This is a genomic window from Gilliamella sp. Nev6-6, from assembly GCF_001690605.1.
In the GTDB taxonomy this organism is placed as follows: Bacteria; Pseudomonadota; Gammaproteobacteria; order Enterobacterales; family Orbaceae; genus Gilliamella; species Gilliamella apicola_C.
The window spans coordinates 1-24,564 of the sequence record NZ_LZHP01000054.1; the positions used below are offsets into that span (position 1 = coordinate 1).

Sequence of the window (24,564 nt, forward strand, 5' to 3'; positions counted from 1 at the left end):
TTTTCAAAAAAAAAAAAAAAAAAAAAATCTCTTTTATCTAATAGATGTCCATTTACGGTCACGTTCTGATCTCCTTTAGTGTATTTGATATCAGAATAATAACCTTCATTTTGATCTTTATTAAACGTAAACATTTTTGATTTACCAAATAGCTTTTTTGCATCCGTTTTTAATGTTGCAAAGGCGCTTGTTAGCTGTTCTTGGGTAACTTCGTTTGCATTGGGGTTTTTTATTTGCGCTAAATAATAGGCTAATACATTAAATGGCGCATCAATTTTTAACTTTAAACTATCAATGTTATCAATACCTAGCATGAGTTGTTGTAGTTCTGCCCATTCACCAGATATGTTACAGAAAAAATTCGCATTAATATCACCGGCTGGGTTTTGCCAATGTAGTTTATTTAATGCCAATTTGATGTTGGCTGGTGCTTGTTGGTTAACATCGGCTTCATAAAGGTCTATATCAAAATTGTTTAATATCATGGCAATATTAATACCTTGGTAGCTAAGATCTAAAGAACCATTACCTAAATGTTGTTACCCAAACAATACTGATTGGGCATCTACTTTTAACCAACCATCTATCGTATTAGCCGTGCTTAAGGTATTTTCTTCTGCAATGGTGAGTTTTTCAATCATGATTGATGAGTCATTAAACTGGTTAATGTCAGGCTCAAATGTTATTTTATCTATTGTGACATGCGCATTAGGAGCTTGATATTTATTATTTAAACTCCCTTGGTATGTTAGGTTATCAAGTGTAAGGCGTGATGCTGAATATTCATCGATCAGAAAGGCTATTTTATTAGCGTTTATGGTGTAATTAACGCCTTTTTTTTCTGGTCTAGGCTCAGCTAATAAGTTGAATTTATTTAAAGTAATTATTGGTTCTTTAGGATTGTCATAATAACTAAATTTATCAATATTGGCTTTGGCAACGATACTTGAAAAATCTTCATTGCTTTCAATTATAACATTGCCATCAGAGACATCTAAACCACCATGAATAAAATAATTAGCATCAAAATGTGAAGTGAATGCTGAATCAGTCAGTTTAAGCGCTTTATTAGTCAGTTTAATGGTGAGATATTCGTGATAACTTATCCCCATATTGGCGGTGATAAACGATTGGTTACCCGCTAATTTCCAAAGCTCGGGCGCTGATTTTTCAGGCATTGCATAGTTGATCCATGCTATTTGTGGTGTAAATTTTCCTTCAGCTAGTGCCACCATAGGAAATGGCCCATGATGAATTGTAATTTCATCATTAAAAATAGTTGTTTCTGCTTGTTTTTTTTCTGCTTGATTTTTGTCTTGTTCAAGTTGCAAATCGGTATCTTTGGGCACTAATTTAATGGTAAGGTGAAGTTGCGTTGAAAAAATAGCTTTTTGGTAATCGCTATATTCAATCACCACGTTAAACAAATTTTGATAATTATCAACTTGTTTTGTGATTTGTTGTATTTTATTGTCGATATTAGCTTCAATCATATTGCCAGTGTGCCAAGATGCGCCTATGTATCCTGAACCTAATACAGCAATAATTGCTGTGGTAATAATGCTTTTTTTTATCATGATTTTCCGCTTATTTGGTTTAATTAATATTTGTTTTATTGAGCTGGTTCTTGATGCTCAGAAAACGCTTTTAATAAAGTTTTAATGTAGTCTATTCGTTCTGTTGATTGTAATTGTGAACGAAGTAATTTTAATCTATTGGCGCTTTCCAAACGGTAATTTTTCGGTTCTTTTTGAATGATTTCAATTAAATAATCAACCGATACCTTATTATTGCTACCAAATTCAATATAGCCACCTTTTTCACCAAATTCGATTTTTGTGATGCCTAATTGATTGGCGTGATAACGAATTTGGGTGGTTTCCAATAAAAATAGTACTGCATCGGGTAATTGACCAAAGCGATCTCGCATTTCGATTTGAATTTCTGTTAGCTCATCAAGGCTATTAATACTTGCAATACGTTTATAAAGCGATAATCGTGTATTTACATCAGGAATAAAATCATCAGGGATGAGTGTCGGTAAACGTAACTCGATTTCGGTTTGTTGGTTGTTGAGTAATGATTCAAGGGTTGGCTCTTTGCCTTCTTTGAGTGATTTAACGGCGTCTTCAAGCAATTCGATATAAAGATTAAAACCAATGGTTTCAATTTGTCCACTTTGATCGCTACCTAATAGTTCGCCTGCACCACGAATTTCAAGATCATGTGTGGCTAGGGCAAATCCTGCACCTAAATCTTCAAGCGAGGCAATGGCTTCAAGGCGCTTTTTAGCATCTTTGCTGAGCAATTTAGGGTGAGGTGTTAATAAGTATGCATAAGCTTGATGATAAGAACGACCAACACGCCCACGCAATTGGTGCAACTGAGCTAAACCAAATTTATCGGCTCGATCAATAATAATGGTATTAGCGTTAGGAATATCAATACCTGTTTCAACAATTGTTGTACAAACTAGTACATTATAGCGTTGATGATGAAAGTCATTCATGACGCGCTCTAAGTCACGTTCATGCATTTGTCCATGACCAATGGTAATGCGTGCTTCGGGAACCAATTTTGCTAATTCTTCGCTGACTTTTTCGATATCTGATACATCATTATGTAAATAATAGATTTGACCACCACGCAAAATCTCACGCAAAATGGCTTCTCTAATCACAAGATCATCATATTCTCGAACAAAGGTTTTTACCGCTAACCTGCGAGCTGGTGGTGTTGCAATAATAGAAAGATCTCGCATACCCGTCATTGCCATGTTGAGCGTTCTTGGAATTGGGGTGGCTGTTAGGGTTAAAATATCGATGTTTGCTCGCATTGCTTTGATGCGTTCTTTTTGACGTACGCCAAAACGATGTTCTTCATCAACAATTAATAAACCTAAATCTTTCCATTTGATATCTTCTTGTAATAATTTATGTGTACCAATGACGATATCAATTTTTCCCTCTCCAAGTGCTTCAATAATAGCTTTTTGCTGTTTGGCGGTCTTAAAGCGAGATAGGCTTTCGATGCGAATTGGCCAGTTGGCGAAACGATCGCAAAAGCTTTCATAGTGTTGTTCTGCAAGGAGTGTTGTAGGGACTAAAACAGCGGTTTGTTTATGATTAATTACCGCTAAAAAAGCAGCACGAATTGCTACTTCTGTTTTACCAAATCCAACATCACCACAGACTAATCTGTCCATGGCATAAGGCGAACACATATCGCCAATGACTGCACCAATAGCATTTTGTTGATCGTCGGTTTCTTGATAAGGGAATCCTTGGCAAAATAACTCATAGTGTTCTCGATCTTGTTTAAACTCGAAACCTGGTTTGCTTTCACGTTCAGCATAAATATCCAGTAGTTCAGCTGCGACATCTCGCACTTTTTCGGCCGCTTTTTGCCGTGCTTTACTCCATGTATCGGTGCCTAATTTATTTAGTGGCGCATTTTCTTCATCTCCACCAGAATAGCGGCTAATTAAATTTAATGACGCAACAGGGACATAAAGTTTGGTATCGTTAGCATAGAGTAATATAAGGTATTCAGCTGTAATGCCACCTGTTTCTAATGTGGTGAGTCCTGCATATCGACCTACACCATGTTCCAAATGAACAACAGGTTTACCCGGCGTTAGCTCAGCTAAACTGCGAATAAGTGAGTCAGTATTAATGGCTTGTTTGTGTTCTTTTTTACGACGAATAATGCGTCTGCCTAGTAGCTCATTTTCGGTAATAAATGCAAAATTATCTTGCTGATTAATAAAACCTTGTTCACTAGCACCAATCATTAGGTAAAAACGATTGTTGTTGCTTTGTTGCTCGTCAAGTTGATTGAGGGGCGTTGGGTGAATTCTAATTCGTCCTAAAATTTCTTGTAATGCTTCTTTACGTCCTTCTGATTCAACCGAAAATATGATTTTTCCTGTAAAATCTGCAATAAATTTTTCAAACTGTAAATAAGGATCTTTTTGCTGACTTTGAATGGCTATTTCTGGTAAAGCACAATAAGGTAGATTGATGTTTCTATTTGACTCAATAATTGGCTCGTGGGTTAAAACCATGCGTGGATATTGTTTGAAATAAGCAAATATTTCATCAGTTTTAGACCAGATCAAGTTAGGTTCTAAAAGTGGCCTCATTGGATCAACACCACGGCTATCAAAACGTTGACGAATATCATGCCAATATTTATTAGCGTATTGTTCAATATTTGCGGTATTGATGATGAGTGTCTTATCAAGAAAATAAGAACAAAGCGAAGTTAATGGCTCACTGAAAAACAGAGCTTGCCAATACTCAATACCTGTTGGCAAAATATTTTTACTAACTTGCTGGTAAATACTTTCTGGCTCTAATCTGACTTCAAACTTTTCGCGCCATTGGCTTCGAAATAGCTCAATAGCTGCTTTATCAAAGGGAAACTCATGAGCAGGTAGCAATTGGATTTGTTCTATTTCATCAAGTGTTCGTTGAGTTTCGGCATTAAAAGTGCGAATGCTGTCAATTTCATCATCAAAAAAATCAATTCGATAAGGGTGAACACTTCCCATCGGGTAGATATCAAATAGGGCACCGCGAGTGGCGTATTCACCATGTTCCATAACTTGGCTTACTGAACGATATCCTGCATTTTCAAGTTGTAAACGTAGGTTCTCTCGACTAATTTGTAAGCCTTGTTTCATTATAAACACATGCCCATTTAAATAGCTTTTAGGGCAGACTTTTTGCATTAATGTATTGATGGGTAAAATTAAAGCCCCTTTTTTTAGATGAGCTAAATGATACAAGCAAGACAAACGCTCAGAGATGATGTCTTGGTGTGGCGAAAAGCTATCATAAGGTAATGTTTCCCAATCGGGAAAAGAGATCGAAGGGAAAGGCGAGAACTGCTTTAGCTCTTCATCAATACGCGAGGCTTGTTGCATATCATCAGTAATAATCACAACTAAGCCATCATGAATATTTACGATTTGTGCACAAAGTTGTGATAAAGATGAGCCAACAAGTTGCCCAATGTGTTTTGCTTCACCTGATTTTTTAGGTATTAACGTTGAAATATTTTGTGTTTTAGGCATGATGAGTTCGTTGAAATTGCTACAAGATTATAGGTTAGATTATAACGTAAGTACGTGGTTGTTTTCTATAACTGTTTAATCCTGTATGATAAGCACCTTGCATTTAACTCGTAAAACTTTGTCAAAAAGTTTCAGGTAATATATACGTTTATGTCAAAAATATTTCGCCCATTAGTGTTTTATATCGGTTTGCGTTATGTATATGGGCAAAAAACCGATGGTTTTGGTCGTTTTGTATCATGGTTATCAATGATTGGAATTATGCTGGGTTCTATTGGTCTAATCGTTGTATTATCTGTGATGAATGGATTAGAAGATCAAATGCAAAACAGTATTTTAAAGTTTTTTCCTCAAGCTCAAATTACCTCTAATCAAGGAAGAATTGATCCCAATGTCATTTTAAGTTCGCCTTTTGAAAAGATTACAGGTGTTAATCGCATTACGCCTTTAGTCACTAGTGATGTAGTATTACAAAGCGAACAAAGTATTACTGTCAGTACTTTAATGGGGGTAAAACCGGAAGATGAAGACCCAATAAGTGATTATATTTACATGGGTTCAATTTCGGATCTACAAGCAGGACAATATAATGTTATTTTAGGGCAAACGCTTGCCAATCAGTTAGGTGTTACAATAGGCGATAAAATTCGATTAATGGTGACAGATGCAAGCCAAATAACTCCAGTTGGGCGGATTCCTTCGCAACGTTTGTTTAATGTGGTTGGACTGTTTTCAGTTAATCATGATATTAATCAATCTCTTATTTATGTTAATCAATCTGATGCAAGAAATTTGTTACGTTATCCTGCCAATATGATCACTAGCTGGCGCTTATTCTTAGACAAACCCCTTGATATTGCATCGTTCACTAATACCGCATTACCAGAAGGGTTAGTGTTTAATGATTGGCGTGCAAAACGCGGTGAATTATTTCAAGCCATTAAAATGGAAAAGAATGTCATGGGATTATTGATTAGTTTAATTGTTATTGTTGCCGCTTTTAATATTATTACTTCATTAAGTTTACTGGTAATGGAAAAGCAAGGTGAAGTGGCTATTTTGAAAACGCAAGGTCTATCGCGATTTAAAATTATGTTCATTTTTATTATTCAAGGTGCAAGCTCCGGCATAATTGGCACGCTCTTAGGGAGTGTTTTAGGATTGTTACTTGCAGTCAACTTAAATGAAATCATGCAAGCGTTGGGCTTATCTTTAGCGGGTATTTTGCTACCGTCGCTCGTTGAGCCATCGCAAATTATTTTAATTATTATTGGATTGCTTATGTTATCGTTAATTTCAACTATTTATCCTGCATACCGTGCAGCCAATATTCAACCTGCTGAGGCTTTACGTTATGAATAATTCTGAAAAATTACTATCAGCAAACAATCTTTATAAAACTTATAAAGAAGGCAAAATGGTAACGGAAGTTTTAAAAGATGTTTCATTTGATATTTACCCAAAGTCGTTACTTGCCATTATTGGTAGCTCAGGCTCAGGTAAAAGTACATTATTACATTTACTTGGTGGGCTTGATAAACCCACTTCAGGTGATATCATTTTTAAATCACAGCAGTTAAATCAATTATCTGAACAAGAAAAAGCGCGATTGCGCAATCAAGAAATTGGCTTTGTTTATCAATTCCATCATCTATTACCTGATTTTACAGCATTAGAAAATGTAGCTATGCCACTGTTAATTGGTGGTGTTTCGCCAAATGAAGCAAAACAACGTGCTAGGGCAATGTTAGAATCCGTTAACTTAGTAAAACGAGCTAACCACCGTCCTTCTGAACTGTCTGGTGGTGAACGCCAACGTGTAGCAATAGGGCGAGCATTAATTAATAATCCCGCTTTAGTTATGGCTGATGAACCGACGGGTAATCTTGATAAATCAACGGCAGATTCTATCTTTGAGCTATTGATTAAATTAAATCGTGAACATGGCACTGCATTTTTAGTTGTTACGCATGATCTAGAGTTAGCCAGTAAACTTGATAAACAGTTGGTGATGAGAGATGGCAAACTATCTGATAGCGTATCATCAGATAAAAAGCTAATGGATAACTAATATGAATTTATCTTTAATTACCGCCATCAAATTTCGAAAAGGACGCCGTAAAAGTGGCATGGTGTCATTAATATCTATCATTTCAACATTAAGTATTGCTATTGGTATAGCGGCATTAATCATTGGCTTAAGTGCCATGAACGGCTTTGAGCGAGAACTACATAACCGCGTATTATCTGTTGTGCCTCATGGTCAATTGTATCTTGATTCTGGCAATTTAGAGAATTGGCGCCATGTACAGCAAGAGCTTACAGAAAATAAAAATATTGTATCAGCCGTTCCATTTGTTAGTTTTACTGGGCTTATTGAAAACGGTAGTAAACTCGGTGCTGTTGAAGTACAAGGGCTTGATCCTGAGCAAGAACAGCAAATTAGTGCATTACCTAACTATGTGCTCAATCATAAATGGCAAGAATTTAAGGCAGATAATCAACAAGTTATTATTGGTTCTGGTTTAGCAAAATCTTTAGCGGTAAAAGAGGGGGCTTGGGTTTCTTTATTAATTCCTGTATCAGCAAGTGGATCAACTCAACTCAAACCACCTAAGCGAGTTCGCTTACAGGTTATTGGTATTTTGGATTTAAGTGGTAGTTTAAGTAATAACGTTGCTCTATTGCCTTTAGTTGATGCGCAAAAACTACTCAATATAGGTGACAGTGTCACTGGGATAATGATTAATGTCAATGATGTATACCGAGCTAATCAAATTATAGGTCAAGCTGCATTGAGCTTAGATGACACCTTATCATTTAATAGCTGGGAAAATTCATTTGGTTTTATGTATCGCGATATTCAGATGATACGACAAATTATGTATCTGGCAATGATTGTGGTCATCGGTGTTGCTTGTTTTAATATTGTATCAACGTTAGTTATTGCTGTTAAAGACAAACAACGTGACATCGCCATATTGAAAACACTAGGTGCAACTAATCGATTAATCAAACATATTTTTATTTGGTATGGGGTAATTTCTGGATTAATTGGTAGTTTAATTGGTGTTATTTTAGGTGTGATATTGTCATGGCAACTTTCCAACATCATGGGGTTCCTTGAATCATTAATGGGGCATAAAATTTTAAACAGTAATATCTATTTTATCGATTTTTTACCATCTGAAATTCACTTCTTTGATGTGGCGATAGTGTTTATAACTGCCATGTTACTTAGCTTAATTGCTAGCTACTATCCTGCTAAACGAGCTTGTAAAATTGAGCCAGCTCGAATCTTAAATAGCTTTTAACAGTTAGCTTAAATAAAACGCTGTTTGATTGGTTATCATCAGCGTTTTTTATTATTAATTATAGATATAATAGCCATTAGGTAAGGCATAATGCATATATACTGTATATATTGCCAATGCAGTAGTCATCAATAATAGGCTAATAATAAGTAACGCTAGCTTACTTGGATATTTAAAAATTTTAAGACACAATGAAATTAGCCCACCAAGAACAAATCCAGTACAAGCACCACCGATATGTGCCATATTATCAATTGAAGGCAATAATCCTAATCCAGCGGTTAAAATTAAACTTAGTAGCATTGCCTTAACTGGCATTTCTTGTATATTGGTTTTAAACACTAAGCTATAGGCTAATAATGCAGTAATAACACCTAAAATAGCACCTGATGCACCACAACTAATTACATTATGGTGAATTGTGGCAATATCGCTTGATAAGCTTCCTACTAAACCAGAGAAAAAATAAATACCAATAAAAGCAATGCGAGGTATACGCTGTTCTAAAATCGGTCCAATACTCCATAATGCCAGCATGTTCATGGCTAAGTGAGTAAAACCCACGTGCATAAATAAATTGGTAAACATACGCCAATATTGACCAGAAAAAGTCAGTTCTGCCACATCGGCTCCCCAATCAATTAAAAAATGATTTTCATACAAGGTTGAAAAACCTCGGCTATCAAGCAATCTAAATGCAAAAAAGCAAAAAATGTTTACAACAACCAAGGTTGAAGTGATTTTAGATTGATTTGCGTAATATTTAAGGTCATTTAAAGCACTCATCAAAAAATCCTTTTAAATCGTTTTGTATCATTAAATGGTATATTAATAATAAATGGCATATTAACAATGTGCAGGCTTAATTTAGTCGTTTACCTAATATCAGCAAATCACACTGAACATTATCAAGTTCAGCAATTTTGGGAAGAAAGCCCCATTGTTCATATTGCATTTTTTTAAATAAATTAACGCTAGGTAAATTATGCCCAAAAACGTAGCTAAAAATTGCCTCAATTCCAGTTTTTTGGGCAAATTTTTCAATTTCAGCTACCATAAATTGGCCAATTTTTTTACCACGAAAATCTTGATGAAGATATAAGCTAATCTCAACAGTTTTATAAAATGCAGGACGACCATAAAACGAAGATAAACTAATCCAACCACAGGGTTGATCTTGGTATTTTATTAGCCAAATTGGACGATTATGTGGATTATGTTGGTGAAACCAGTCTAATCGACTCTCAACAGAAACCGGCTCCGTGTCGGCAGTAACTTGCCTGCCGGCAATTGTTGAATTATAAACATCAACAATAAAAGGCAAATCGGTTAATGTGGCATCTTGATAAGTAATCATAGCTTTTGTTATAAGTGATTAAAGTAATTTTATTGTAGTTTTATTATTTGTTTTAGGCAATAAAAGATATTTTTTCAACAAAGAAGATAAAAGCCAATCGTTTGTTATTTTATCAAATAATATTAGGATAATATTGTTTAATAATACTGGATGCTGACCAAATGGGTTGTTATCATCCTACCAAAACCCTTGCCAACCCTTTTTTTTAACAATAAATTAAAGTAAATAAAAACAAATAGTTAAAATGATGCCTAATAAAAGGGTTTTTGAGGATAAAAATCTTATTTGCCTTTTATTAAACAACGTTTATAGTATATTCGATTCTGTTTACCGCCGTGTAGGCGGTTTAGAAACGCGGTACACCGCAGGCGGTAAATTCGTTTTTGTTTACCGCCGTGTAGGCGGTTTAGAAAAACCTAAAAAAATACCTCGGTGAACTCAATAAGTTTACCGCCGTGTAGGCGGTTTAGAAATGTTAACATTACGCCCGTTTTTGCTGTTAACAGTTTACCGCCGTGTAGGCGGTTTAAATATTTTTCTTTATTGTTATATAGACCATGCCTGCCTGCTAATATATAACCATATTTCGCTAATTAAAAAATTAAATAAAATCAATGGTTTTTCTGAACGATTTTTATGTGTAAAATGGACTAATTTTTATATTTATTTTTGTTAGTTAACTCATATTATTTTTAAGTCAATTCATCTTCTCTTTAAATTAGAAAACATAAAATATTGTAATGTTAAATAAATATGTTAATGTGCTTTATGTTGCTTTTTATCTATAAAAGCAATATTTTTTTGTTAAAAATTTTATACAGAAAGTTAAAATAGTCAGTAGAAAGTTATTACGTATTTTTGAAAAAAGCTTTTAATTAAATTTGATGATAGAGGTGAAATTTTTATTAGTATGATTTTATACCATTAAAACAACATAAAGTCGATTTTATACAATATGTTATGCTGTTTTAATGGGACATATTTAATATAATGCGTAAAAATAGCAATTTTGAGTGGCTTAATTACCTATATTATTTATCACTATTGATGAATGCATTTACTGTAACATTTTGTGATTTATTGAATTTAGAATTATCAATTAAGTTAGCATAATCAACCATACCACTAGTTAGGAAAAGATCTAAAAACCAACCAATTCCAAAAACTCCACAAGTAAATAACCAAACAAAACCTGTTATCCACTTACCACAATACATACGATGGATACCCATAAAACCAAAAAGAACTACAATAAATAAGCAATACCTTTGTTTCGCATGACTTCTCTCCATTTAGAAAAACAAATTGTATACGATAATAAATCGAATAACAATATATTATTCATATAGTAACCTTCATAAGAGGGTGTTGGCTAAATTCAATAATAGCTCAATAACGTTAATGAAAAATGGCGTTTTTTCGATGATACCTATATGTATAGGTAGAAAGGGTGAGCTAATTTTTCTCTTTTTTATAACTCGATAATAACGCGCCCACGGGTGATATCACAGAGAGTTTTTTGTAATAATTGGGACTTGTCTTGTGTTATTCCTATAGCTACTTTGACACCTTCGGCATCAAAATCTTGTTGTTCAATCAAGGCCCCAAGTTCTTTTAGGCGATTTTCAATAATTGACCATTCGCTATAATAACAGTGAAATTGAAGCGTAATACGGGCAATGAGTTCAATAAGTTCGCCTTGTTGTAAGCAGTGACTGGCTGCACCGCCATAGGCTCGCATTAACCCACCAGTACCTAGTTTTATTCCGCCAAAGTAGCGAGTTACAACAACCACAATTTGATCGCAATCTTGTCCTTCAATAGCTGAAAGGATAGGGCGCCCAGCGGTGCTTGTCGGTTCACCATCATCATTAAAACGGTATTGCTGCCCAATTTTCCAAGCCCAACAGTTATGTGTTGCATTGAGATCGCTTATTTGATTAATAAAATCGGTTGCTTGCTCGGCCGAGGTAACTGGTGCAGCATTAACAATAAAACGGCTTTTTTTGATTTCTTCTGTTAAGTTGATTGGATTTACTAATGTATATGGCATATTAATTTGTTACAATTGGTTCATTGCGGTTAATCATACTCAACAGATTTAAAATGTCTATCAATTTACAACAATTAAAACAAATTCAACAGACGTTAGCCAAGCAAATTAAATTAACAGATGCGTTTAATCAATCCGTTAAATTTATTGGTGGAACCGATGTGGGCTTTGAAAATGGTGGTGATATTACCCGAGCGGCTATTGTTATTCTTACTTATCCAGATTTTAATGTTGTGGAATATCATATCGCTCGAATAAAGACGCAATTTCCTTATATTCCTGGTTATTTATCTTTTCGTGAATATCCTGCGCTTATTGAGGCATGGCAACAAATAACACAGAAACCGGATTTATTGTTAGTTGATGGACAGGGTTTTGCTCATCCTCGACGTTTAGGTATTGCAAGTCATTTAGGTTTATTACTAGATATGCCAACAATTGGTGTAGCTAAAAAAAGATTATGTGGTCAGTTTGAGTCATTGTCAAAACGGGCTGGTAGTGTAACACCATTGCAAGATCAGCAAGAACAAATTGGCTGGGTATTGTGTAGTAAAGATAATTGTAATCCTTTATTTATTTCGGCTGGTCATCGAATAAGTCAAGATAGTGCATTAAAATGGGTAAATTTATGTTTACGAGGTTATCGATTACCTGAACCTACTCGTTGGGCTGATGCGATTGCATCAAATAAACCACTGTTTAAGAAATTTAATCATGATAGCTAGCCACCAAACACCTTTGAGAAAAGACGGTTTTACCTTTAAACGTTTTTTTGTTGCACACAATAAAAGCCCAATGAAAGTTACAACTGACAGTTGTTTATTAGGGGCATGGGTTCCCATTGATGTTATTCCACAAAAAGTGTTAGATATTGGTACGGGGTGTGGTGTAATTGCATTGATGTTGGCTCAACGGTTAGAAAATACGCATTGCAAGATTGACGCAATTGATATTGATCATCATGCTATTGCACAATGTAATGAAAATAGCAAACAAGCCTCATTTTATTCTATTTGCGCCAAGCATGCAGATATTAATCAATTTCGGCTTGATCAACCGGCTTGTTATGATTTAATTGTAAGCAATCCACCTTATTTTGAATCGGCTGTAGATTGCCGAGATATACAAAGGCAATTAGCTCGTTATACCGAGAGTTTGAACTATCAGCAATTGATTAATGCTGTTAAACGATTATTAACACCAAAAGGGCAATTTTGCTTAGTTTTGCCTTATCATCTATCAAATCATTTTAGATTTTTGTGTGAATCAAATTTTTTATATTTAACTCAAGTGATGAATGTTAGGTATTCGAGTAAAAAAGATTTTTCGTTGGCGTTGATGGCTTTTTCATTAAGCCGAGCTGATTTGATCATTGAGGATCAACTTTGTATGCGAGATGATGATGGGTGCTATTCGCAATCATTTAGGCAGTTGTTAGCTGATTTCTACCTATTTCGAAAATAGCACCCAGATGTCATCTCCATGGCCATTTAATTTGGTAATATATAAAAATAGACAATGGCAATTAGCGCAAGTGTGATGATGAAAAAGGCATACACTTTGTCGTGAAAGTAACTAAATACGGGTAAAGAGCGTTGCTTTCTAGCATAGAGGTAAAAAAATAGCCCTATACTATAAAGTATCATCGACAGTAATAAGTAAGATATACCGCCAGCATAAATTAGCCATACCCCATAAGTCGATCCAAATGCACCTATTATGATTAAATAGACTTTACGCCTTTGTATAGCTAATTTGAAAACAAAAAGTGCTGCAAGTAAATAAGGGATGAGCACCATTGAGGTTGATAGCTGGATTAAGGTATTATAGCCCGATTGGTAAAAGTGAGAAAGAATCAGCAAAATTGTTATGAAGCTCGTTGTTAACCATAATGCGTTAGCAGGCGTGCCGGTTTTATTAAGCTTGCCAAAGCATTTTGGCACGGTGTGCTGGTTGCCCTGACCACTTAAAAATAGCATTTCAGCTGCTAGCATTAACCACGATAATAATCCACCACTAACCGATACAATTAAACCAATATTAATTAGGGTTGCTCCCCAGCTACCAATGACACGTTCAATCACTAAAGCCATTGATGGGTTTTTCATTTGGGCAAGTTCTTGTTGTGGCACAATACCAAGAGATAATACTGATACGCAAACAAGCAATAGGCTAGTAATGGCAAAGCCAAAAAAGGTTGCACGGCTAATACTGATGATATTTTTGGCTCTTGCCGCATAAACCGTTGCGCTTTCAATGCCCAAATAAACCCATACGGTGTAGAGCATGGTGTTTTCAACTTGTTTTATCATTGAGCCTAACTGAGGTGTTCCCCAAAAGTCCATTTTGAATGTCGAAATTTTAAATGCAAGGCTAATACAAACGATAAATAAACTGATGGGGACAATTTTAGCCAGTGTAACAAGGCAGTTTAATAAAAAAGCTCGATATATTCCTTTTAGTACAAAATAATGTACTATCCATAATAATAAAATAGCAGTAAAAACAGCTGGCAACGTAGTGCCGTGACCAAAGAAGCTTAAGCAATCAAAAGATCCTAATGCACTAAATAAAATAACTAAGTAACTGGTGCACGACATCCATGCTGATATCCAATAACCCCATGCGGCATTAAAACCGATATAGTCACCAAAGCCTTCTCGCACATAGCCGTATAAACCATCGTTGATTTTGTAAAATCGAATCGATAAATACTGGAATATGCGTGTTAACATTAGCATGCCAAATAGGGTTATTATCCATGCGATTAAAATAGCTCCAGTCCCAGCCCCTTCGGCCATATTTTGTGGTAGGCTAAAAATCCCACTTCCTACAATGCTACCCACCACCAACAGTGTAAGGGGGAGTGTGCCTAGTTTTTTTCTTACTGGTGTATTCATCTTGTCGTCTTATTATGTGATTTTAGGTTTAATTAATATTGATAGATTAGAATCGTAACGACATGCAACTTACCCCTCCATCAATTTTTTGATATTCCGAGGTATCCACTTCAATAACCTGATAACCTAGTTGCTCAATTTTAGCTTTAGTTATTCGATAGCCAGCAGGCATAATTACCCGATCATTTACCCAGATGCAGTTAGCGGCATAACTTTCTTGTTCTGGGATCTCAATAATATTAAATTTCTGAAATTCAGGTTTAGTGATAAATTCGCCTGCTGCTAGTAAGTTATTATTTTCTAAATAAGCTAAACCTGTTTTTAGATGGAGCACTTTTTCGAGTTCAACAACCGAGCCGGTTAATCCGTATTTTTCTAAAATAGCGATCATTTGATTAGCGCCAACTTGATTGGTTCTTGCTGATAAACCAATGTAATAGTGGTCTTCCACCATCATAATATCACCTGCTTCAACGGTACCTGGTGCGGTAATTTGTTCAACTTTATTAGGATAAAACCGCTCAATTGTACTTGATATGATTTCAGTTTCTGCTCGGCGACTTTCAGCACCTGGTCTTGTAATAATGGCACAATGTGGTGTGCAAAGCACTGTGTCTTCAACAAATACCGAATCAGGAAAGCGCTCATCGGGAGGCAAAATGGTAATATCAACATCACAATGCTGTAGTGCACGAATATAATTGTTATGCTGCTCTAGAGCTTTTTGATAATCAGGCTTACCTAAATTTGATGAGGTTAAACCATCAATAAGAGATTTGGCAGGTGTTCTTGCAATAATATGGTTAAATTTTTTCATTTCATCCCCCTTTAAATCAATTGATTAATTATGCTTTATTATTGAATAATAATTCACTTTTAAAACCTTATCAAGTAGAAAAGTGTATTTATATTCATTTTTTAAATATTTATTGTTAATGTCTTATTTTAATTGAAAATTTGAATTTAAATGAAATGAAAGGAAGAAATGCATATTTATTATTTTGTATGCGGCAAAATTAACTAATTATTTTTATTTAAGAAAGAACAAGAGGTAACGGCATTTAAAATGAAAAAAGGGCACCAAATGTGCCCTTAATGATAATTCTTATTCACCATCAAAATTAACTAAAGTAAAGCAATCAATCCCCATATGAGCTAATTTTGTTTCCCCCCCTAAATCAGGTAGATTTATTACAAATGCAGCATTTTCGGCAATACCCCCTGCCTTACGAATTAAATTAGCCGTTGCAGCTATTGTTCCACCTGTAGCCAGTAAATCATCAACAATGAGTACACGTTCACCGGGTTTAATGGCATCAGTGTGGATTTCTAAAGTATCTGTACCATACTCAAGTTGATATTCTTCTTTAAATACGTGACGAGGTAATTTGTTAGGCTTACGAACGGGAATAAAGCCAACCCCCAGTGCTAGCGCAATTGGTGCTGCAAAAATAAAGCCTCGAGCTTCTGTGCCAACGACTTTATCAATTTTTTTATTACGATAATGATCAATTAATAACTCAACAGTGGTTTTAAATGCAATAGGATCAGCAAGTAAACTGGTGATATCGCGAAATAATACCCCTTCTTTTGGGTAATTGGGAATGGTAAGAATACTGTCTTTAATTAATGAAAGTTTTTGTTGTAACTGATTCATTTAAATGCTCTCTAAGTCTTTTCTATAAGAGTTGCCAATGTTTCATTATATACCTGCAATCTTTTTTGTTGCAATAACGAAACCATAATATCATACTGAAATCTAGCCATACTTATAACTTAATATATTAATATCATAAGTATGTAAGCCATCAATAGTTAAGTTAATATATATAGTAAAAAATGCTTTGTAAGCTCTTTCAATTTTCACAAATAAATACAATATGTAGGTAGTTTAATTTGAAAAAAGAAGATAATTGAATAAAGTTCATAAAAAAGCACTAAGAAATTTATAAAACCACTTATCATTATAGCGTTTTTCGTTGGAAGTTTGGATATTAAATGCATATGACTTACTAGATATTTAAATCTTGATTCTGTTAACAAAACACCTTACCCGTTAATGATATTTGTTGATTAAAGTGTTTGTTTAACTTTCATATAAAGGCGAAACGTTTAATGATTTAGTCACAAAACTATGAACTGATAGTGCTTTAAGCTTTGATTGAATCGCTAAAGCTTGTTGTTTAGATTCGCATTGTGTAAAAACACATGCTCCAGTGCCAGTTAATCGAGTTGTGCCATATTGTGAAAGATAAGTAATAATATTATCTACCTTTGGATAACGTTTTCGAACGACATTTTCACAATCATTTTTAAATTCGCTAAACGGTAAAGAAAGCAAATTAGTTATATTTTGGATAGGCGTATCACGGGTTAATTCAGGATCATTAAATACTTTAACTGTAGATATTTCAATATTAGGATAAGCAACTAGATACCAATATTCAGGAATATCTATAGGGGAAAATTGATCGCCAATCCCCTCAGCAAACGCAGCATGTCCATAAATAAAAATGGGCACATCAGCGCCAATTGTGCGGCCAATTTTAATTAATTCATCCAGTGATAAATTTAATTGCCATAACTGATTAAGCGCAACTAATACCGTTGCGGCATTAGATGAGGCACCGCCAAGACCACCACCCATTGGAATCTTTTTATCAATGACAATGTCTACTCCTAGTTTTGTTAGTTTGACATAAGATTTTAATCGTTCTGCGGCAATTATGATTAGATTTTTATCATCTGGAATATTTGCAAATGATGTCAATAGGTTAACTTGATCATCTTGGCGGAGGGTAAATGATAAGTTATCACAGTAATCAATAAATTGAAATAATGTCTGTAAATTATGGTAATTATCAGCACGACGACCAGTAATATACAAAAATAAATTTAATTTAGCTGGCGATAACCATTGTTTCATAATTATTACCCGTTATCGCAAAACCCAGTTACTAATTTTTAAGCGGATAACTTCATCATCATGTGTAAGCTCAATCGCTGCAGGTAAGTCAATCTTTTTATTTTTATAGGTGTAAGTCACATAACTTGGAATTTTTAATGTCCATTTGTTATTATTTTGCATAAATACAGTTGAAGTTAATCGCCCAGCATTATCTATTTTGTCTGTATTTACGTTGTCTGAAAATCCTTTTAACCAATTATGTAAAGAATTCAGCGGGATGTTTACATTAGATATTTTTTTCATAAGATTTTCAATATTGACATCTTGATAGCTTCCACCATTTTGATCAACCAATAGAACATTGTCAGGCTCCACTCTTAACGTCAAAATGTTGGTACCAACAGGTGTAGTTAATTTGACTTCGTAATTATCTGTTGACTGTTGGGTAATTAAAAATCGACCATAATTTCGAGATTTATCGCTTATATGAGCAATACTGCCTTTAACTTGGAACGCATTTATTTGCTTGAGATTTTGTTGATGTGCTTGCCATTGTTGCTCAGCTGATGCCGTATTTTGTGATTTAGTTGCTTGGCATGCGGTGATAAGTAAAAGCAGCATGATAATAAAAGCATATTTAATTTTAGACATGAAATAACTCTTTAGTTGTTAGTTTCAAAGACTGCAATATTATAACTGATAATTGTCCGAATAAGAAAAAGAACCTTTGTGGTTTTTTATGTATAATACAGATTTTAAAGAAACGCTTAATAAAATAATTATACCTAACAGAACCTACAAAAAGAAGCGATGCAATGTCAATTACAATTTTTGGTGTTAATCATAAAACTGCGCCAGTCGCTTTAAGAGAAAAGCTTGCTTTTCCTACTGAGATTGTCGATAAAGCGCTATACAGCCTATACCAGCACCCTTTGGTTGAAGGGTGTGCTATTTTATCTACCTGTAATCGAACAGAAATTTATCTTAGTTATGAACATCCAACTGACTATCTAAGATTAAAACAATCTGTCGAAAGTTGGTTAGGGCAATTTCATCATATTGATATTAATCTTTATCAAGATTCATTTTATTGGCATGATGGACAAGGTGCTGTTGAACATTTAATGGCGGTGGCAAGCGGTTTAGACTCTATGATCATTGGTGAGCCACAAATTTTAGGGCAAGTTAAACAAGCATACCATTTTGCTCAACAACAAGCTTGTTTGTCTGTTCAATTAAAAAAGCTTTTTCAAACTACATTTCATGTAGCCAAAATGGTTCGTAGTGAAACCAATATTGGTGCAAATACTGCATCTGTCGCTTATGCTTCTTGTTTAATTGCTCGTCATCTTTTTGTTGATACGTCAAGTTTAAATATTATGCTTGTTGGGGCAGGGGAAACGATAGAGCTTATTTCTCGTTACTTAAAGCCACATGGGTTTAATCAAGTTATTATTGCTAATCGAACTCGCGAAAAAGCATTGAAACTGGCTTCTGATATTGATGCAGAAATCATTTCATTGCCTGATATTGCTAACCGACTTAAGGATGTTGATATTGTGATTAGTTCAACAGCGAGCCCCCTACCTATTATTGGTAAAGGTATGGTTGAACGAACCTTGCGGGCTAGAAATTATCGTCAAATGCTATTTATTGACTTAGCGGTTCCTCGTGATGTTGAAGAAGAAGTTAATCAACTTGATAATGTACACCTCTATACTATTGATGATTTACAAAAAACAGTTGAAAGTAATTTAGAGCAACGAGCCATTGCCGCTAAAGAGGCGCAATACCTTATTCAAGAGCAAGCAGAACATTTTATAAGTTGGCTTAAGGCTAGATATGCGGTTGCTTATGTTAAGCAGTATCGTAGTAATGCCGAAAGTATTAAACGTGAGCTACAAATAAAAGCTTTAAATGCGATCAAACAAGGTGCCAATATTGATGATGTTTTTGCTGAGTTTTCACATCGTTTAACCAATAAATTAATTCATGCACCAACGCAAACATTACTCCATGCTGCGAGACACGATTGCGATGGCTGTTTTAAAGTGCTGAGTAAAGGGTTAGGGTTAAAAGAACATTAGTAAATTTCGGTGTCGCCTAAAGGGGGAAATGATAAGTTGGATCAAATAGAATTTTTTGATATTCCAAGTCCTTGTAAGCGTGTTTGTCAAATAGATAAACAAGGTTATTGTATTACCTGTTATCGTTCCAGAGAAGAAAGATTTAAATGGTTAACCTTTAGTAGAAGTTTTACGCTTGTGTAAACAGCGGGCGTTAAGACGTCGTTATCTATTATCACAACCGCAACACCAGCATCAGCAATTAAATCCAGTTACATCACAAATTGAGCTCAATTTCTAAGATAAATGTATCTATTTTTAATGCTATCTTGTATTCTTGTTTAACTAGGTGTAGGATTTTTACCGAGATAAGGCAGGCAATTATTTAACTACCTTTTTAATCTAATTGGAATCTAAAACATGAAAATGTGTATTGCCTGTGGCATGCCAATGACCGTAATTAGTGACTATCCGCTACTTGATATGTCTAAAAGTTATTGTAAGCATTGTGCTCATAAAGACGGCACAATGAAAACATTTGACGAAAAATGGCATGAAGTTGCATTACAATATGCCAATAATCACAATGTAGATAAAGCCGTAGCTAAACAAACAGCTTATATTATTCTTAAAAAATTACCTGCTTGGAAACGTAAGTGGTAGCTTGTTTTTTAGGCAAATGAAATGCCTTACAGCTAATATCTGTTGGCAGATATAGTAAAGCTCAGTATAATGCCCACGTTTACTTGTTTTCACGTTTAGTGCCAGTGTGGCGAAATTGGTAGACGCAGCGGATTCAAAATCCGCCGCCCTTAAAAGCGTGTCGGTTCGAGTCCGACCACTGGCACCAATAAAATCAATATTTCATCTTAACTTTTCTTCTGTTGTAAATTATCAAAAAATAATAAGTGGCGGTAAAATGGCTGTTGATTTAGATAAATAAAAAGCAACTCCGCACATTGAAGCGCATGCAATAAATCTATCAATATTATTGTAAGGCTCGCACGGCAAAGCATCATGTGTCTTAGCTGTTAAATTAACTATGATTGTGCAGCGAATTTTAGCCCCATCTTTTTTTGTAGCCAGCCTATAAGCCGATCTATCGCAATTGTAATAGACAGCGATAGATACGCCATTGAGAGCCATTCTTTAAATGTAATGTGAGAATTTAAAACCTTTCATAATATTAATCTGTTAAGTAATTCTGGAATCAGTGTTCAGTTGAGCTATGCCTTAACTCTGGATACATGACACAATGTCGTGCGCCACTGGTTAACTATTATTTTTACTTTTTTAATTTTTCTTTTAAAAGTTTTAATCTTTCAAATATCGCAACTTTTTGAGAGCCGTAAGTAACAGCTAGTTCTTTTAATAATGCCTCTCTTCTTCTGTCAAGTACGCGCTGGGCAGGCCGCAGTCATCCTGCGTTCCGCGATCGGTACGCCTGTTAGTTTTTTGTTGCTTTTCTCTATTCATTATTCAGCGTATCATCTGTAGAAATGTAGCAATCGTCATCCGTTTTCGATTGATAACGATATACATTAATTTTTTTACTGTTACAAGTCATTAATAAAAGATGTTTGTTATCATAATGTTGATGATACAGTTGCCAAAAAGCTACTTTTGCTATTTCAAAATTAGCGGTATTTGTCCTTGTTTCTAAAAGAATTTCACTACCACCTCTTCTTTGCCTTAATACGTAAACTCTGTATGTTTTTAAATCCTTAGGTACTGTCACACTCTCCCCCCTTAAATCGTCGTAAAGTTCTGTTGTTGTGCTGTATTTGTGAACAAGCAGAGCTTGCGTATTGATTCCTTGTTGTTTGTATAATTTTTCTGTCAATGGACTTATTTCAAAAAAAGAGGGCGGGTTATATTTTCCCCAGAGCTCTAGCAAAAATAACTCGTCTCATAATTTACAAAAATCTCTATTGATTCGGCAATATGCAACTCGTTTATTTTTCAATTCAATAAAGTTGTTGTTCTCCGACTGATACCTCTATTATAGCACGTAGTAACATCAATTATATTTGAATATAAATTATTTTCGAAATGCCGGCTTATTTCGAACTTAAATAGACTGCGTAGCTTATTATTTCGTTCCTTTAATGTCTTTTGCTAGATTGCCGTTAAAACCACGGCAACCCTCAATAGAGAGAGCGACCATATTACTCAAAAACGTTTCTCTGCTTGTTTTACCCACTTTACTGGTTTTTTTGCGGATCGGGAACTCGTCTCTTTGAATTTTGTTTTTAACTGTCGCAGGTATACCCGTCAGTTCAGCAAATTTTTGTGTAGTAACAAAAGGAACTTGTGGGGCTATTGCAATTTTTGGAATTATGGTTAATAATCCTATATTTAAACTTATTGATGTTTATTGGTGCTTGCTTTCCTTCCGTTTTGTTATGTTTTTGGGATTGCCATAGCACATTGTTGTGTTTCAATAACAATTTGTTAATATTTTTGAGGTTATAAATAGAATATGATTCAAATATTCGAAATATTATTGAATGCATCATGATTGCTTATGAAAAAACAATAGAAGGAATTGCAGATCTAATGAATGCCTCAGCGAGCGTAATAGGGAACAGAATCCACAGGTGTGTGTTTTCACATGATCTTGTCTTGAGTTGTATTGTGGATACAGGAATAAATCCTCAATGGCTTTGTACGGGCGAGGGCGCTCCGACATTGACCGCATCAAAATAGAAAAAATCAATTGGTGTTACAAATGAAGCATTAGAAAAATTAGAACGTGTTGCAACACGAAAAAGCCGTGGTGCTATTATTGATAAAGAATCTAATGTATTAAAGACTAAATTGATTTGATAGGAAATAAATAATGTCTACAAAAAAATCTAAGATCACAGTGAAAAAGGTTTTTATTTTTAGTTTAATAATTTTTGCCACCTATATCATTACTTTTCCTAAAGACGATTCACCACCTAATTCAATTATGGTTACTTTAGGTGGTGTTTCTCTTTGTTCACTTGCTATTTGTGGTTTAATTTTGTTAGGCCGAGCAATCTTCGGACAAGGCAACAGAAATGGACGAATTGAAAAATGTAGGGCTTGTTGTTGTACTAAAAAAGCTTCAGTTCAAACTGCTTCACATAACAATTCAAACTATACCGATAATAATGAATACGAACAGAAAGAACAAGATTTTGAAAAATTTAAAAATAGCTTAACCACAATTTGGAGTTCAGGCTTATTTTCAATTTCATTTGAATATTCCGATGGCAAAAGAGAATTATTATTAGATAAAGTGCAAATAAACTCATATAACGAAGTTTATTTTTCTGGTTACTGTTTTGACAGCAACGATCAACGTACATTTAAAACAGACTGCTTGGAATCTTATATTGAATATGCAGAAAAAGAATACAGCCCACGCCGCTTTTTAACCGAAGCCCTTGGGTTGGATTTAGAGTATGTTAAAGAGTTGAAAGTTTAATTAAAAACTAGCTTTATTCTATAGCTGGAAAACTTGAAAGAAAAGGGTGCGATTACTGATGATGAATATCAGCTATTGCAAGGTAGTATCTTAAAGACAAACTAACTTTAATCATCGAAAAAGGGAAAAAATGATTGATTATAAAACAGCAACAAAACAGCAACTATTAGCAGAATTTGAACGATTAAAAAAGCTATCTAAAGATAGTGGTTTTTTTACTAAAAAGGAGTTTTTGCATTTTCCAGAAATTGCAATGCCTGATGAAACGCCTATCGCAATATCGTCTGGACACATGGATGGCAAAACGTGGTTAATTATATTAACAAATCACCGAGTGATTTTTTTAGATAAAGGTATGTTTTTTGGTTTAAAACAAATAGCGATAAACCTAAGCCACATCTCATCTGTTGGCGGACAAACAAAAATATTATTTGGTCAAATTGTAATAGCGGCAGACGGGCATACGTACACAGTCGAAAATGTAGATAAAGATAATGTAATTCCGTTTACAAACATGGTTAAAGAAGCAATGGAAGCCGTAAAACAAAATGGAACTAACACCCAGCAAATACAACAACAAAACGCAAATAACGACCCGTACGAGAGATTAGAAAAATTAGCAACATTGAAAGAAAAAGGTATCATCACAGAAGAAGAGTTTCAAGCGCAAAAAGCAAAAATCTTGGGGTGATTTAGTACACGGCTAGACACGAGGGTTTAGCTTTATATTAGAATTGCGTGCAACTGCACCCTGCCCACTAATCTCGTAAAGTACACTTAAATGGGGTATGAGCAATTATGGCAGGGTCTTCAAAAACTAGACACGGTTTATAATTTTTATTAGAATTGTTCGCAACATGCGTTGTGTAGGTGCAAACCGGTCGGCGATACGTATAGGGCTTTCTACTTATATCGTAAAAATCAATCAATTACTGCTGTGCTTATTTAATTATAGATAGTGTTACATGATTTTATACTCATCATCCTCATTTTAAATTTGTGACAAATGGTATAAAAAATTTATAGTTAAATGATTTTTATACCATTTACGGTAATATTCTCTTCCCTTTTACATGCTTATAAAAATTAATGCGGTGAAAAAACGAACTATTCTTTATTGTCAGTTTACCACATAGCGTTGGTGGGTTGTTTTGATTCGGGTAGTCTTTTGGAAACAATCATCGAATCATCCTGTAACCAAACCCACCGCCTAAATTCGCCGAGATTAAAAAAATACGATACCAAATATCTAGTTAGATACGATTGTTTGTGAGAAAGGTCGAGTATTTTTAGAAAATCAGTTAAATGATTGGAATAAATTTTTTACTTTAATAGGTAAAGATTTAGACTCATTATATAAACAGTTAACATCTAGTAAAACTTTCCAAACAAAACATAATATAATGAAAGAATGTTCAAGATAAAAAGA

General features: G+C 34.5%; 24 protein-coding genes and 1 tRNA gene. 12 read left to right on the top strand and 13 right to left on the bottom strand.

All coding sequences use genetic code 11. The features are described 5' to 3' along the window. The 3 genes from A9G42_RS06750 to mfd form a co-directional block, all read right to left on the bottom strand. The coding region (locus tag A9G42_RS06750; RefSeq protein ID WP_143426117.1) for a DUF945 family protein at positions 1-485 on the bottom strand (485 nt) is incomplete at its 3' end. 54 nt (positions 486-539) lie between these two features. Continuing rightward, complete coding sequence (locus A9G42_RS06755) at positions 540-1,577, bottom strand: DUF945 family protein (RefSeq protein WP_065589043.1); 1,038 nt, start codon at positions 1,575-1,577, stop codon at positions 540-542. Between the two features lie 35 nt (positions 1,578-1,612). After that, a complete protein-coding gene (gene mfd, locus A9G42_RS06760) occupies positions 1,613-5,080 on the bottom strand; it encodes a transcription-repair coupling factor (protein WP_065653023.1) in 3,468 nt (1,155 codons plus the stop codon). 159 nt (positions 5,081-5,239) lie between these two features. Here mfd and lolC point away from each other — a divergent pair, with 159 nt between their 5' ends. From lolC to lolE, 3 genes are read left to right on the top strand one after another with little or no spacing between them, the layout of a single operon-like run. Then, positions 5,240-6,442, top strand: coding sequence for a lipoprotein-releasing ABC transporter permease subunit LolC (lolC, locus tag A9G42_RS06765; protein WP_065653041.1), 1,203 nt, complete (start codon positions 5,240-5,242; stop codon positions 6,440-6,442). After that, a complete protein-coding gene (gene lolD, locus A9G42_RS06770; RefSeq protein ID WP_065580487.1) occupies positions 6,435-7,151 on the top strand; it encodes a lipoprotein-releasing ABC transporter ATP-binding protein LolD in 717 nt (238 codons plus the stop codon). The genes lolC and lolD overlap by 8 nt, the downstream gene beginning before the upstream one ends. A 1-nt stretch (position 7,152) precedes the next feature. Next, positions 7,153-8,394, top strand: a complete 1,242-nt coding sequence (gene lolE, locus A9G42_RS06775; RefSeq protein ID WP_065653024.1) for a lipoprotein-releasing ABC transporter permease subunit LolE — start codon at positions 7,153-7,155, stop codon at positions 8,392-8,394. Positions 8,395-8,448: 54 nt separating this feature from the next. On the opposite strand, the gene A9G42_RS06780 is transcribed toward lolE, so the two are convergent. From A9G42_RS06780 to A9G42_RS06795, 4 genes are all read right to left on the bottom strand, one after another. Further along, the gene (locus A9G42_RS06780) at positions 8,449-9,180 is read right to left on the bottom strand and encodes a rhomboid family intramembrane serine protease (RefSeq protein WP_065567040.1); all 732 of its coding nucleotides are present in this window, start codon (positions 9,178-9,180) and stop codon (positions 8,449-8,451) included. 76 nt (positions 9,181-9,256) lie between these two features. Then, the gene (locus A9G42_RS06785; protein ID WP_065567039.1) at positions 9,257-9,751 is read right to left on the bottom strand and encodes a GNAT family N-acetyltransferase; all 495 of its coding nucleotides are present in this window, start codon (positions 9,749-9,751) and stop codon (positions 9,257-9,259) included. Between the two features lie 1,031 nt (positions 9,752-10,782). Then, on the bottom strand, positions 10,783-11,043 hold the full coding sequence (locus tag A9G42_RS06790) for an NINE protein (protein ID WP_141673610.1): 261 nt from the start codon (positions 11,041-11,043) through the stop codon (positions 10,783-10,785). A gap of 179 nt (positions 11,044-11,222) precedes the next feature. Next, the gene (locus A9G42_RS06795) at positions 11,223-11,804 is read right to left on the bottom strand and encodes an IMPACT family protein (protein ID WP_065653025.1); all 582 of its coding nucleotides are present in this window, start codon (positions 11,802-11,804) and stop codon (positions 11,223-11,225) included. Positions 11,805-11,863: 59 nt separating this feature from the next. On the opposite strand from A9G42_RS06795, the gene nfi reads away from it, so the two are divergent. Together nfi and A9G42_RS06805 are read left to right on the top strand one after the other, a co-directional pair. Next, complete coding sequence (nfi, locus tag A9G42_RS06800) at positions 11,864-12,529, top strand: deoxyribonuclease V (protein WP_065653042.1); 666 nt, start codon at positions 11,864-11,866, stop codon at positions 12,527-12,529. Further along, positions 12,519-13,268: a tRNA1(Val) (adenine(37)-N6)-methyltransferase gene (locus tag A9G42_RS06805; RefSeq protein WP_065653026.1), complete on the top strand. Its 750-nt coding sequence runs from the start codon at positions 12,519-12,521 to the stop codon at positions 13,266-13,268. The genes nfi and A9G42_RS06805 overlap by 11 nt, the downstream gene beginning before the upstream one ends. Positions 13,269-13,294: 26 nt before the next feature. On the opposite strand, the gene A9G42_RS06810 is transcribed toward A9G42_RS06805, so the two are convergent. From A9G42_RS06810 to lolB, 5 genes are all read right to left on the bottom strand, one after another. Next, entirely contained in the window at positions 13,295-14,704 is a 1,410-nt protein-coding gene (locus A9G42_RS06810; RefSeq protein WP_065653027.1) for a basic amino acid/polyamine antiporter, read from the bottom strand. Positions 14,705-14,750: 46 nt separating this feature from the next. Then, complete coding sequence (ddaH, locus tag A9G42_RS06815) at positions 14,751-15,521, bottom strand: dimethylargininase (protein ID WP_065589108.1); 771 nt, start codon at positions 15,519-15,521, stop codon at positions 14,751-14,753. A gap of 288 nt (positions 15,522-15,809) precedes the next feature. Next, complete coding sequence (gene apt, locus A9G42_RS06820) at positions 15,810-16,361, bottom strand: adenine phosphoribosyltransferase (RefSeq protein ID WP_065653028.1); 552 nt, start codon at positions 16,359-16,361, stop codon at positions 15,810-15,812. Positions 16,362-16,790: 429 nt separating this feature from the next. Next, positions 16,791-17,630, bottom strand: coding sequence for a 4-(cytidine 5'-diphospho)-2-C-methyl-D-erythritol kinase (gene ispE, locus A9G42_RS06825; RefSeq protein ID WP_065653029.1), 840 nt, complete (start codon positions 17,628-17,630; stop codon positions 16,791-16,793). Positions 17,631-17,642: 12 nt separating this feature from the next. Beyond that, the gene (gene lolB, locus A9G42_RS06830; protein WP_065653030.1) at positions 17,643-18,263 is read right to left on the bottom strand and encodes a lipoprotein insertase outer membrane protein LolB; all 621 of its coding nucleotides are present in this window, start codon (positions 18,261-18,263) and stop codon (positions 17,643-17,645) included. Positions 18,264-18,427: 164 nt separating this feature from the next. On the opposite strand from lolB, the gene hemA reads away from it, so the two are divergent. The 4 genes from hemA (at position 18,428) to A9G42_RS06845 (ending at position 20,528) form a co-directional block, all read left to right on the top strand. Next, a complete protein-coding gene (gene hemA / locus A9G42_RS06835) occupies positions 18,428-19,699 on the top strand; it encodes a glutamyl-tRNA reductase (protein WP_065653031.1) in 1,272 nt (423 codons plus the stop codon). A gap of 9 nt (positions 19,700-19,708) precedes the next feature. Further along, positions 19,709-19,882 carry a DUF1289 domain-containing protein gene (locus tag A9G42_RS14760; RefSeq protein ID WP_442903195.1) on the top strand — a complete coding sequence of 58 codons (174 nt, stop codon included), beginning with the start codon at positions 19,709-19,711 and terminating at the stop codon, positions 19,880-19,882. Positions 19,883-20,098: 216 nt separating this feature from the next. Next, positions 20,099-20,341: a zinc ribbon domain-containing protein gene (locus A9G42_RS06840; RefSeq protein ID WP_065589104.1), complete on the top strand. Its 243-nt coding sequence runs from the start codon at positions 20,099-20,101 to the stop codon at positions 20,339-20,341. A gap of 100 nt (positions 20,342-20,441) precedes the next feature. Next, a tRNA-Leu gene (locus A9G42_RS06845) sits at positions 20,442-20,528 on the top strand. Positions 20,529-21,146: 618 nt separating this feature from the next. Here the strand turns inward: A9G42_RS06845 and A9G42_RS06855 are convergent. Next, positions 21,147-21,575 (bottom strand): hypothetical protein, encoded by a 429-nt coding sequence (locus A9G42_RS06855; protein WP_065653033.1) that lies wholly within the window; start codon positions 21,573-21,575, stop codon positions 21,147-21,149. A gap of 620 nt (positions 21,576-22,195) precedes the next feature. On the opposite strand from A9G42_RS06855, the gene A9G42_RS14765 reads away from it, so the two are divergent. From A9G42_RS14765 to A9G42_RS06870, 3 genes are all read left to right on the top strand, one after another. Then, complete coding sequence (locus A9G42_RS14765; protein ID WP_065589101.1) at positions 22,196-22,387, top strand: helix-turn-helix domain-containing protein; 192 nt, start codon at positions 22,196-22,198, stop codon at positions 22,385-22,387. Positions 22,388-22,520: 133 nt separating this feature from the next. Next, positions 22,521-23,135, top strand: coding sequence for a hypothetical protein (locus tag A9G42_RS06865; protein WP_065653034.1), 615 nt, complete (start codon positions 22,521-22,523; stop codon positions 23,133-23,135). A gap of 130 nt (positions 23,136-23,265) precedes the next feature. Then, positions 23,266-23,826 (top strand): PH domain-containing protein, encoded by a 561-nt coding sequence (locus A9G42_RS06870; RefSeq protein ID WP_065567524.1) that lies wholly within the window; start codon positions 23,266-23,268, stop codon positions 23,824-23,826. Positions 23,827-24,564: the final 738 nt, after the last annotated feature.

Bases quoted from the DNA above. Each gene is read 5' to 3' on its own strand.
- A9G42_RS06755 (WP_065589043.1), bottom strand. From the start codon at position 1,577: ATGATAAAAAAAAGCATTATTACCACAGCAATTATTGCTGTATTAGGT.
- mfd (WP_065653023.1), bottom strand. From the start codon at position 5,080: ATGCCTAAAACACAAAATATTTCAACGTTAATACCTAAAAAATCAGGT.
- lolD (WP_065580487.1), top strand. From the start codon at position 6,435: ATGAATAATTCTGAAAAATTACTATCAGCAAACAATCTTTATAAAACT.
- lolE (WP_065653024.1), top strand. From the start codon at position 7,153: ATGAATTTATCTTTAATTACCGCCATCAAATTTCGAAAAGGACGCCGT.
- A9G42_RS06780 (WP_065567040.1), bottom strand. From the start codon at position 9,180: ATGAGTGCTTTAAATGACCTTAAATATTACGCAAATCAATCTAAAATC.
- A9G42_RS06785 (WP_065567039.1), bottom strand. From the start codon at position 9,751: ATGATTACTTATCAAGATGCCACATTAACCGATTTGCCTTTTATTGTT.
- A9G42_RS06790 (WP_141673610.1), bottom strand. From the start codon at position 11,043: ATGGAGAGAAGTCATGCGAAACAAAGGTATTGCTTATTTATTGTAGTT.
- A9G42_RS06795 (WP_065653025.1), bottom strand. From the start codon at position 11,804: ATGCCATATACATTAGTAAATCCAATCAACTTAACAGAAGAAATCAAA.
- A9G42_RS06805 (WP_065653026.1), top strand. From the start codon at position 12,519: ATGATAGCTAGCCACCAAACACCTTTGAGAAAAGACGGTTTTACCTTT.
- A9G42_RS06810 (WP_065653027.1), bottom strand. From the start codon at position 14,704: ATGAATACACCAGTAAGAAAAAAACTAGGCACACTCCCCCTTACACTG.
- ddaH (WP_065589108.1), bottom strand. From the start codon at position 15,521: ATGAAAAAATTTAACCATATTATTGCAAGAACACCTGCCAAATCTCTT.
- apt (WP_065653028.1), bottom strand. From the start codon at position 16,361: ATGAATCAGTTACAACAAAAACTTTCATTAATTAAAGACAGTATTCTT.
- ispE (WP_065653029.1), bottom strand. From the start codon at position 17,630: ATGAAACAATGGTTATCGCCAGCTAAATTAAATTTATTTTTGTATATT.
- lolB (WP_065653030.1), bottom strand. From the start codon at position 18,263: ATGTCTAAAATTAAATATGCTTTTATTATCATGCTGCTTTTACTTATC.
- hemA (WP_065653031.1), top strand. From the start codon at position 18,428: ATGTCAATTACAATTTTTGGTGTTAATCATAAAACTGCGCCAGTCGCT.
- A9G42_RS06840 (WP_065589104.1), top strand. From the start codon at position 20,099: ATGAAAATGTGTATTGCCTGTGGCATGCCAATGACCGTAATTAGTGAC.
- A9G42_RS14765 (WP_065589101.1), top strand. From the start codon at position 22,196: ATGATTGCTTATGAAAAAACAATAGAAGGAATTGCAGATCTAATGAAT.
- A9G42_RS06865 (WP_065653034.1), top strand. From the start codon at position 22,521: ATGTCTACAAAAAAATCTAAGATCACAGTGAAAAAGGTTTTTATTTTT.
- A9G42_RS06870 (WP_065567524.1), top strand. From the start codon at position 23,266: ATGATTGATTATAAAACAGCAACAAAACAGCAACTATTAGCAGAATTT.